Source organism: Microcoleus sp. CZ3-B2 (genome assembly GCF_036705055.1).
In the GTDB taxonomy this organism is placed as follows: domain Bacteria; phylum Cyanobacteriota; class Cyanobacteriia; order Cyanobacteriales; family Microcoleaceae; genus Microcoleus.
On record NZ_JAUBTN010000031.1, the window covers coordinates 61,804 to 73,027 of the forward strand.

7 protein-coding genes are annotated in these 11,224 nt (G+C 48.1%); 2 read left to right on the forward strand and 5 right to left on the reverse strand.

Translation table 11 applies throughout. The features are described 5' to 3' along the window. Positions 1 to 195: 195 nt before the first annotated feature. On the forward strand, positions 196 to 402 hold the full coding sequence (locus QUA97_RS15695; RefSeq protein WP_228049987.1) for a DUF4915 domain-containing protein: 207 nt from the start codon (positions 196 to 198) through the stop codon (positions 400 to 402). Here QUA97_RS15695 and QUA97_RS15700 read toward each other — a convergent pair. The 4 genes from QUA97_RS15700 to QUA97_RS15715 form a co-directional block, all read right to left on the reverse strand. Then, entirely contained in the window at positions 356 to 1,201 is an 846-nt protein-coding gene (locus QUA97_RS15700) for a lysophospholipid acyltransferase family protein (RefSeq protein ID WP_194067594.1), read from the reverse strand. The genes QUA97_RS15695 and QUA97_RS15700 overlap by 47 nt on opposite strands. Before the next feature lie 410 nt (positions 1,202 to 1,611). After that, positions 1,612 to 5,109, reverse strand: coding sequence for a response regulator (locus QUA97_RS15705; protein WP_333195187.1), 3,498 nt, complete (start codon positions 5,107 to 5,109; stop codon positions 1,612 to 1,614). A gap of 486 nt (positions 5,110 to 5,595) precedes the next feature. Continuing rightward, positions 5,596 to 5,898 carry a hypothetical protein gene (locus QUA97_RS15710; RefSeq protein ID WP_194067592.1) on the reverse strand — a complete coding sequence of 101 codons (303 nt, stop codon included), beginning with the start codon at positions 5,896 to 5,898 and terminating at the stop codon, positions 5,596 to 5,598. A 100-nt stretch (positions 5,899 to 5,998) separates the two neighbouring features. Then, complete coding sequence (locus QUA97_RS15715) at positions 5,999 to 6,289, reverse strand: hypothetical protein (protein ID WP_228049986.1); 291 nt, start codon at positions 6,287 to 6,289, stop codon at positions 5,999 to 6,001. Positions 6,290 to 6,642: 353 nt separating this feature from the next. On the opposite strand from QUA97_RS15715, the gene QUA97_RS15720 reads away from it, so the two are divergent. Then, positions 6,643 to 7,287, forward strand: a complete 645-nt coding sequence (locus tag QUA97_RS15720) for a GNAT family N-acetyltransferase (RefSeq protein ID WP_194067608.1) — start codon at positions 6,643 to 6,645, stop codon at positions 7,285 to 7,287. An 825-nt stretch (positions 7,288 to 8,112) separates the two neighbouring features. On the opposite strand, the gene QUA97_RS15725 is transcribed toward QUA97_RS15720, so the two are convergent. Then, positions 8,113 to 11,224, reverse strand: a 3,112-nt coding sequence (locus QUA97_RS15725) for an Ig-like domain-containing protein (protein ID WP_442922532.1), incomplete at its 5' end; no start/stop codon positions are given.

Sequence of the window (11,224 nt, forward strand, 5' to 3'; positions counted from 1 at the left end):
TGGCGCGAGTTGACTAATTATATAGTTTTAGATTCGTGCCCCCAATGGCAAGCATCGCCTTATTGACGAGCTAAAGCATCCCCCTACAGTCGGAAGTGTACAAATATGTCTGCGGACTACTATCACTTTAGGCAGATTTGTGGTATGTCAATTTTGTGTTATTGGTCAACTAGACTTGTTTTGAATTAGGACTTTATGCAGGGATGGGTAGCTGTAAATAGCAGCGGACAAGTAATTTTTATCAGCACATTACTCAATTGTATAGCCACATTGAGCGATCGCCACATTTATAAACCTTTATGGAAACCACCCTTTATTTCACAATATATCAACGAATATCACTTTCACCTAATTCTCAATTACCAGCCAAACAATCTAATTGTGCCTGCATTTGAGTTGTAACTAAATCGAAACAAGCATCGACATAATCGCGATCGCCCGCCGCCTCCTTACCGTACCTCTCAAATACAATCGGTTCGCACACGCGAGTCCGAATCTGCACCGGAAAAGGCAAGTTTGGCAAAGGCCCAATACTCAGTCCCCAAGGCAATCCTAAATACACCGGAAACACCACCGGATCGATGCCAAACAACCACGGCATCCCCAATTCATGCAATTGCTTTGCTTGTTCGTACAAATCCGCCAAAACTATTAAAGTATCGTGGGCACCGTGGGATATAATTGGTACAATTGGTACCTCTTCTCGCAATGCTAATTTAATAAATCCTTTACGTCCGGCAAAGTAGATTTTGTTCCGCAAGTGATAGGGGCGAAAAGTATCTTCTGCGCCGCCCGGATAGACGAGAACCGGGGCATTTTTTCGCAAAGCTGCGATCGCCATTTTCGGATGTGCTTTGATAGCGCCGCACTGCACCGCCATGCTAGCAATATCAGGAGAAACCTGCCAAACCGTCGGGTGCATCAATCCGTAGGCCAAGCGTTCCGTGCCGTACCTGTGGAACCATTCGTATAGAAACATAAACATATCAGGAGCGGCGATTCCCCCGTTGTGGGAGCCGACAACGAGCATTTTTCCGTTCGCGGGGACGTGGTGCCAGCCGTCGCTTTGTACGCGAAAATAGTAGCGGTACAGCCATTCCCAGATTGGCAGCAAAAGTTGAATGAAGTCGGGATTGCGATCGTCCAAAGATAAACCGTCAAAGGGATAGCTAGAGGATTTTGTATTAGGAGTTTTTGTCACTTTGAAAATATTTTAGTTAGTCAGTAGTCAGTAGTCATTAGTCATTAGTCATTAGTCATTAGTCATTAGTCATTAGTCATTGGTCATTAGTCAGTAGTCAGTAGTCATTGGTCATTAGTCATTAGTCATTGGTCATTAGTCATTAGTCATTGGTCATTAGTCATTAGTCATTGGTCATTAGTCATTGGTCATTAGTCATTAGTCATTGGTCATTAGTCATTAGTCATTGGTCATTAGTCAATGGGTATAAAAGCATTGAGAATTGGATCTAAAAACAGAAAAGCATTGGACATTAAAATTGGCAGCAAACAACCAATAACCAATAACCAATAACAAACAACTAATAACTAATAACAAACACCCAATAACGAATAACAAAAAACCAATAACAAACAACCAATAACCAATAACTAATCACAATTAAGTAAAAAAGTCAACACAGTTTCATCAATTCCCTTAAGTGTCAGCGACTTATATTTAACAATTCGATCTTCCTCAACATAATCTGCAACCGCCGCCGAAATCAGCACAGAATTTGCTTCCGCCACCTCTTGCAAGCGTGCAGCAATATTCACGCTCGGCCCGATCGCAGTATAATCCGATCGATCCGGGCCACCAAACATTCCCACCACCGCAGTACCCTGGTGAATTCCGCAGCGAAACCGCACCGGAGGCATCCCATTTTCCCCCACAATTCCCTGCTCCACCCAGCGCTCGTTAAGCTCCTTAAGAGCTCGCAGCATTTCCCTTGCAGCAGCCACCGCGCGGCGTACTTGCTCATTAGGCGTTAGTTCCTCCGGCGCGCCAAACAGAGCCATTACCGCATCTCCCACAAACTTATCCACCGTACCTCCACTGTCAAAAATAGCCTTAGTCATTGCCGCCAAATATTCATTCAACAGCTCAGCCACCCGGCGCGATCGCAGCGTATTTGCCATCTCAGTAAAACCGACAATATCGCTAAACAAAATAGTAATCAAACGCGGTTCCGGGCGCAAATCCAGCCCCAAATCTCCCGCCGCAGCCGCCTTCACCATCGAGGGCGGCAAAAAGCGGCGCAGCACCGACTCAGTTAAATAACTGTTCAACTGCTGCACTCGGCGCTCGTTTTGTTTGAGAGCGATCAAATTTCGCACTTCGGCCAACAATTCGCGATCGTTAAAAGGCTTAGACAAATAAGCATCAGCACCCCGTTCTACTCCTTCAATCCGAGTATCTTCGTCAGCTTTCGCCGTCAGCAAAATTACCGGAGTACCCTTCAATTCCTCATCTTGTCGAATCATCCGAATCAAATCTAAACCCGAGATTAAAGGCATCATCAAATCCGTGACAATTAAATCCGGGCGACGATTTTGGGCGGCTGCAAATCCTTCTTCGCCATTGCGAGCGAGCAAAACTGCAAAGCCGGCATTTTGCAAAATTCCCGACACATAAAAGCGCAAATCTGGATTGTCGTCAACAACCAAAACAGTGCCGGCTGCTGTTTCTGAATTGATCGGTTGGATCGCCTCAAAACTCTCATTGGCAAATTCAGCATCAGACAAATCACCTTCCACATCTGCCAGTTCCACCGCTGCTTTGGATGAATGAAACTCTGCAGGTATTTCTAGTACCTGTTCCGGTGGTAAGTGAGTAGAACCGAAGTGCAGCCAGACGGTAAAAGTAGTACCTTCGCCGTAAACTGACTCCACGGAAATTTGACCGCCGTGGAGTTCGACTAATTCCTTGACAAGCGCCAAACCCAAGCCGCTGCCTTCGTAGGAACGGTTGGTAGAACCTTCGGCTTGGCGAAAGCGCTCGAACAAATAGGGAATTTGTTCGGTGCGAATGCCAATGCCGGTGTCTTTTACTTGCAGCAAGCAGTGAGCGCCTGCCGGTTTAACTGTCAGGGTGATTGTTCCGCCTTCTGGGGTGAATTTGACAGCATTTGATAGCAAGTTGTAAATCACTTTGTCAAATCTTTCAATATCCAAATAAAGTAAAGGACATTCTTGCAGTTGGGTAATTAATTGCAGTCCTTTTTTATCGCAGTAGGCGCGGAACGACTCTGCGGTAGAGTAACAGAAACTGACTAAATCGCAGGGGCGAAAACTCGGCTGCATCCGTCCGGCATCGAGTCGCTGCAAGTCCAGCAGTTGATTTACCAAGCGCAGGAGGCGGCGCGAATTACGCAAAGCGATTACCGCTTGTTCGTAGGGTAAGTCTTCTTGGCGGCCGCAAGCTGATTCCAAAGGGCCGATGGTTAGTGTTAGAGGCGTGCGGAATTCGTGGGAGATATTTTGGAAAAACTCGGTTTTGAGCCGATCGGCTTCTAGGAGCCGTTCTGCTTGCTGTCTGGTAGTCTGGTAGAGGCGCGACTGCTGCACGGCTAGAGCAGCTTGAGTTGCCACTATTTGAGCCAGGTCAATATCTGAGAGTTTCCAGCGGCGGATGGTGTGATTTTGGCGCAGGGAAATGCTGCCGATGATTTTGCCTTCGGAGATTAAGGGAACGACTAACAGGGCGCGGGCTGGCGATCGAACTTGCAGTTCTGTAACATTTAAATCGGGGCGTTCGTAGAGGTCTTCAATAGCCACCGGCTCTTTTGATACCATAACCTGCAGCAACACCGGATTGCCCCGAATCGGCACCAAAGATTGCGGCAAGGAAGGATGGGCAAAAACCCAGGTGCCAGAGTTAACACCACCACTAGCAGAATCCGTCCCTGGCGCAGCAGAGTTTCCCTGGTTCCCCACTACCTCTGGATTGTTAAAACCCTGTTCTACAGCCACGGTATTCCTATTTGTGTCGTAGAGCCCCACGCACTGGACGTATTCATCATCTTCTGTCCACAAAGATAGGGCGCAGCCGTCAACTTGCAAAGCTTGGCCTAGTTGTTGAGTAATGGCTGCAAAAATATTTTGGGGGTCGAGGCTCGATCGAATTGCCGTAGTAATAGTATTGACTAAGGCCTCGCGCTTGGCCAGCGCCCGCACCTTTTCGTAAGCCCTGGCTTGAGAAAGCGCCAAAGCCGCTTGGTCGGCCACCGTAATTACCAACTGTACCTCATGGTCTTGCCACTGGCGCGGTCGATCGAACTGGTGCAGCGCTAAGACAGCCATCAGTTCCGTTTTGTAAAACAGCGGTACGATTAAGCTCGATCGAATATTCGCAGCTTGATAAGCCTGCTGTCGCTGGGGATTGTCCCAATTTAAAACTCTCTCATCAGTTTCGGCATCTTGAATCACCTGCACATCCAGAGTTTTCCAAACCAAATCCGCCAGCAAATCCGCCGAAAGTCCAGAAGCATCTAGAGGTATGGTTTCCGGCGCATGGTAAACGAACTGTTCGTCAGCCGCCCGCCCGTCTTGAAAAGGTCGCAGCAGACAACAATTCACCTCAAACATCTGCCCGACGGTTTCCACAATTCTTTGCAGCATTTGCTGGTAATTGGGGGCGGATCGGATAGTATTGGTAACGGCATAAAGCAGCGATTCTTGCGAGAGAGCCCTACGCAGTTCATTGGTGCGCGCTTTCAGGATATTGTGAGTCTCAACAGCTTGAGTGACAATAGTTTTAAGTTCTTCAGCATCCCAAGGCTTCGTAACGTATTTGAATACTTTGCCAGCATTAATCGCTTCAACTAAATCTTCAATATCCGTATAGCCAGTTAAAATAATTCGGATGACATCCGGGTATTGAGCCGCCGTCAGGCTGAGAAACTCCGTACCGCTCATTTTTGGCATTCGCTGGTCGGAGATAATCACAGCAACTTCTCCCTCTTTTGCCAAAATTTCCAGGGCGGCGGGGCCAGATTCGGCCCTGAACACTTTGTAGTCTCGATGGAAGGTGCGGTAAAGCAAGTCGAGGTTATCCGGTTCGTCATCGACGATCAGAATTTTTAACTTAGGATTTGATTGAGAATTCATGCACCGTTCTCCTGTGCCCCGGGGCTGTTCGATTTAATAAGTCTGATGAAAAAAAGAATTCGCCGGTTTCAATTGTTGAAGTCACAATAGTTCGTGAATCTGAAGTTGTCGTGAGTTGGCCAAAGCAAGAGTCAACCGGGATCATTGGTGTTTTGCATCTTGTATTGTGTCCTCGGGAAGTCGCGAGTTGTACAATACGCGACTTCCCGAGGACACGCACTCTAAAAAAATGCTTTTTACAAAACCCAGATACTCCCAATCCAGCTTGATTTTTGAGAATTTAGTTTTAAATCCAGAATTATTCTGAGCCACAATTGTCTGTCGTACACCCTAATTTTATTATTTAATGATATTCACATAAACTCGTCTTGCGGTAAGTGTCCCCTTACCCCTCACCTCTATGCAGAAGCAGAAACACGAATCCGGCACTTTTAAAAGCTGTCTGGATATCTCATAATACATAGGAATAACCTTCGCGATTGTAAGTTAATTTGCCAAATTTATGTCATATTCTCCCTCCTTGGTCGATTTTATTTGGTATGTGAAAACTGCTGTCAGTACGATATAATAGACCACCAATATTTTCGCCTCTGTTTTTTCGACTGCCAAGGTTACAGCAACTTTAACAGTCCGCAGCTCGATACTGTCGGCGAGCCTGCGCCGGTTCCCCTGACGGATATTCGGGGGGTGGCTGACAGACCAAACGGGCTTTGAGTGCGGGTGACGCAATTGCTGTACCATTTGAGTTAGACTTGCACTTTTTCCGCGATCGCGACATTTTTGTGCCATCGCAGATTTTCGAGAAGCCAATTAGTGCGGCCAAACACTGTAAGCCAGAGCGTCCATCTGTTAATCTTAGCTAGGGATGTACTCTGTGGAAACCGGCAAATTAGCTTTCTTCGAGATTTTGACAGTCTCGATCGCCCTTTGCACAGCATTGCAGCACAAGATCGAGCCGTGAAGGAAAACCCCCGCAGAATGTTTCTGACCATCCAAATTTAAATTGGACGGTGGGGAGAGCGATCCCTAGCGCCACAGGTAAAGCCAATTCGTGACGGGACGGGCTTGCCGATGACCCATAACTGCTGAAAGCTGGGTTGTCCGGTTCACCGGGCCGGTGGCGAAGATCCGACGTGCAAGCGGGCCCGATGTTAGTGCGGTCAGTCGTTGAGTTTTTCAATTTCCTGAGCGAAAAATTATATTCGATGCGATCGGATATTTGAACCAACACAGATCCGCAGGGTTCCGGGAACCTGACATTAAAACCTTTTTGATTGTTTTTAATACCTTAGCAGTTACCCACCAATTTAGTATTAGGGGATTGGTTTTGATTGATAGGAAATTGATTTTTAAATGCCAAAAACTGGCACACAACATCCAATACTACTTAAATTAAAGCATAAAATAATGTGATTTAATGGTACTAATCAACGATGTCTATAAATTATCTCATAATATCATAACATCAGAGAAGTTTCTTAGGTAAAAATCCGAGAAAATAGCGTAAAAAAAATAATATAGTGACCTTAAATGGTGAATCCTTCTTTTTTTTCCTCACCGTCTCACGAACAACAAACTCCCCGACTTTCTGCCTTTTCGATCCGCGTCGCTGTGTCGAACGACTTGACACAGCTAGCCGATGTTTTAGCCGTGAGCTTTCACTCCCGCCAGGGATTGGTAGAATGGGTGTATCCGGTGCTGCGTTTGGGCATTTACGAAGATTTAAAAAATCGACTGCGTTCTAAGGCAGAACATTACATTTGTCTGGTTGCTGAGCTAGTCTCGCGCGAGGAAGGAATGCAGAATTATCGATCGCCCCGACTTGGGTCCGTAGCAGGAACAATAGAAATGGCCCTGCGCGCTCGTTTCCCTTGGCAAATTCCAAGTTCAGACTATCCTTATTTGTCAAATTTAGCCGTTCACCCAGAGTATCGGCGGCAGGGAGTTGCTCAACAATTGCTCAGCAACTGCGAGGATACAGCAAGAGAATGGGGATTTTCGGAGATTTACCTCCACGTTCTGGAAAATAATCACGCAGCCAGACAGTTGTACTATCAAGCCGGCTATCGCTTGCAACAAGTCGATTGGCATTGGACTCATTGGCTGTTCGGTCAACCGCGCCGACTGTTTTTACGCAAGCAGATTTCGCTTTCACAAGCTAATTATTTGAAGCGATAGTGGGTAATTGGTAATTGGTTGTATTTGTTGATTTTAGGCGATCGCACAACTCTCATAAAATTGTTTCCATAGCTTCGACCTGCAATAGGAGGTAGGATTTGATTGTGGAAAAAAACGTGATTTGTAGACTTATTGCATATATTTTTGATTGATAGGTAAACCGCAAATTGATGCAGATTAGCGCAGATTAACGCAGATGTTTTGCAAGATAGGATCGAGCGGTTAGAGGTAAAGATCGAGTCTTGATATCATGTCCGGTCGATTAATAACACAAATCTCCTGTAAGTTGCAAGAAAGAAGGAGGCTCTTCCTCCGCACCTGCATTACCAGGCAGAGCGAAAGTAACGAGCAACGGCTTAAGTTATTAAATTTTCCTGATTGCGGTAAATCGATCGGAACAGTCAACAGTCAACAGTCAACAGTCAACAATCACCTGACGTTACAACCGGAATTGATCTAAAATCTAAAATCTAAAATCTAAAATCTAAACTTGTACCTCACCTTTTTGACAAAGGCTATATCATATCGTTTCCGCTTGCATCGGAATGCTTTAACCTTATTAGAACACAGAGTACACAGAGTCCGAGAATATATATCTGAATCATTCCCGGTTGCATCGGAATAATAAAATCGAGTCAACAGTCAACAGTCAACAGTCAACTTCATTCCGGTGTTACCGGAAATGATATGAATCATTCCGATGCTACGGGATTTGATATCAAAACCTCCTAACCGTCGGACAAAGTAGCCCTACAAAGAACGCCACAGAAGTTTTGAGCTGCTGTGGCGTTTTGTTATGAAAATAGGGAACTTTCGGCGCTAATTCTAGCCCTCAGACAAGAGATTAGATAGGAAATCCGAAGAGCCGATCGCCCCGTTAACCCCGATAAAGTTTCCTAACACCCGATCGGTTCCTGCTATTCGCAACAGCGTACCGTTAGGAGTGGCGCTAAATTGCAACTGCTGGAAACTCACGCCGCCAGTCAAAACAAACTTATCGACACCTACCTCGAAGTTAATCACAGTATCAGTGCCGCCGTCAGCACTCAAAACAAATCGATCGCTCCCAATACCTCCAATCAAAGTATCATCTCCCGCGTCGCCAAACAGCCAGTCATCCCCCGCACCTCCATTGAGAATATCGCTATCTTTACCGCCAAACAAAGTATCGTTACCAGCATTTCCGTTGATAGTATCTTGCCCTTCGTTGCCGTAGAGCAAATCATCGCCGTCACCGCCGTTGATACAGTCTTGCCGATCGTTGGCGCCCACCGAGACACCTGGGTTATCAGCACCATCGCCATAGATGGTATCGTTGCCCTCGCCACCGCAGAGTTCATCGCCCCCGTCACCGCCGTAAATCAAGTCGTTGCCGGCATCTCCGTGTACGAGGTCATTATTTTTGCCACCGTAAATCAAGTCGTTGCCTTCACCGCCACTGATGGTATCGTCACCCTCATCGCCGAACAGCGCATCAGCACCATCACCACCAAAGAGCCAGTCCTGGCCGTTGACATCTTTAGCTCGACTTCGAGCACCGCCGTACATAGTGTCGTCGCCGTTGTCGCCGACAAGGGTATCAGAGCCGAGTTCGCCCCAAATCAAGTCATTATCTTTGCCACCCCAAACGCCATCATTGCCCTTACCTGCTTGGACGGTATCATTACCGTTGCCGCCACCGATGATGTCGTTGCCGGTGCCGCCAAAGAGCAAGTCTTCTTCGCCAGCACCGCTAACTGAGTTGGAACCACCGCTGTCGCCGAGCAGAGTATCGGCTCCTTCACCGCCGTAGAGGGTATCAGAGCCTAATTGACCGTAGATCAGGTCGTTGCCTTTACCTCCGTAAGCGCGATCGTTTTCTTTGCCAGCAACCAGCGTATCGTTGCCTTGTTGGCCGTTGAGGAAGTCGTTACCGAAGCCTCCGTACAGCAAGTCGAGTCCCTGGGAGTCGCTGGCCCTTTGGTCGGCGATGCCCCCAAACAAGCTGTCGGAGCCGATGCCACCAAACAAGGTATCGGAGCCGAGTTCGCCCCAAATCAGGTCATTTTCTTTACCTCCAAGGGCAATATCATCACCTTTACCGGCGTGGATGGTATCGTTGCCCTCGTTACCATTAATGATGTCTGCACCGTTACCTCCGAAGATCAAATCGCCATTCTCAGCAGCGCTGTTGGAGTTATCGTTGCCGTTGTCTCCGAGAATCGTATCGGCACCTCGATCTCCAAACAGGGTGTCAGAGTCTAAGTCGCCGGCAATCCAGTCGTTCTGTTTGCCTGCGAATACGATATCGTTGCCCTTGCCTCCGTAAACAATATCGGTGTCAATTTCCCCAAAAATCGTGTCATTGTCTTCGTTTCCGTAAATTTCGTCCGCGCCGTCTTCACCTAAAAGCAGGTCGTTACCTTCAAAACCGACGATTTTTTGGTTGCCTTTGGTGTCTAGGATCGAGTCATCGCCATTGGTTCCTTTGGTGGTTTGTCCCTCTCCAAGTTGCGAAATAGGCTGGACAAATCCCACTGCGGGCGGTTGCTGCGGGGGCGTAAAGTTAATGCCCGGTTTTTCCTGAATCGGCTGACACAGACAGTCGGTATCTGGTTCGGCGATCGGATTTGAGATACCGGGCGCGGGTGTTGGTGTGGGTGTAGGTGTGAGTGGGGGAACAGTTCCAACTGGCCTCAAGATAGCAGCAACATTAGCGCTAGCGGGGCTGACTTTGCCGAGGTTGTCGGTGGCGGTGTAGCTGAAAGTTGCTCCGTTGAAGTCAACTGTGGCTACGAAAAATAGTTGTCCTATTTGTTCCGGTGTCAAAACTTGACCTGCTCTCACGGGTACGTCGCCGTTGACTGAATCTGATAAGAACAGGACTCCTTGGCTGGCTGGGGGGACGCTGGTAATGGTATAAGAGACGATCGACCCATCGGGGTCACTTCCTCCCAATCCCAACACCTGCACGATGCCGTTAGTCGGAACCGTGAAGTTAACATTGTTAACCGATGGCGGTTGGTTGGAAGTCGGGGAGAGAGCGGCAACTGTAGCAGTGGCGGGGCTGGTAGCGCCACTGTTATCTGTGGCGCTGTAGCTGAAATTGGCACCGGTAAAGTCGCCGGTGGATTGGAAAAATAGTTGTCCTATTTGTTCCGGTGTCAAAACTTGACCCGGTGTCACGGCGACTCCGCCGTTGGCTGGATCTCCTAAAAACAGGATGCCTTGGGCCGCTGGCGGCAGGGTGTTGATGGTGTAAGAGGCGATCGACCCATCGGGGTCACTTCCTCCCAATCCGGGCACCCGCGCGCTGCTGTTGGGGTCTACCGTGAAATTAGCATTGTTGGTTACTGGCGGTAAGTTTAGGGGATTTGGTGTGGGTGTCGTTCCTGTTAAACCGAGAGTAGTGGTAGCCAGGGGACTGGTAGCGCCGTTTTTATCTGTGGCGCTGTAGGTAAAATTGGCACCGGTAAAGTCGCCGGTGGATTGGAAAAATAGTTGTCCTATTTGTGCCGGTGTCAATACTTGACCCGGTGTCACGGCGACTCCGCCGTTGGCTGGATCTCCTAAAAACAGGATTCCTTGGGCCGCTGGTGGCAGGGTGTTGATGGTGTAAGAGGCGATCGAGCCGTCGGGGTCACTTTTTCCCAATCCCGGAATTTTCGCGGTGCTGTTGGGCCCTAGGGTGAGGTTAGTATTGTTGGCTACTGGCGGTTCGTTGGGAGTTGGTGTGGGAGTTGGTGTGGGAGTTGGTGTTGGTGCTGGAATCGGTACTGGTGCTGGTGTGGGAGTGGGTGTTGGTACTGGTGCTGGAGTCGGTGGGGGTGTCGTTCCTGTTAAACCGAGATTCGCGTTAGCTGGGGGGCTAACTGCGCCGCTGTTATCTGTGGCGCTGTAGGTAAAATTGGCACCGGTAAAGTCGCCGGTGGATTGGAAAAATAGTTGTCCTATTTGT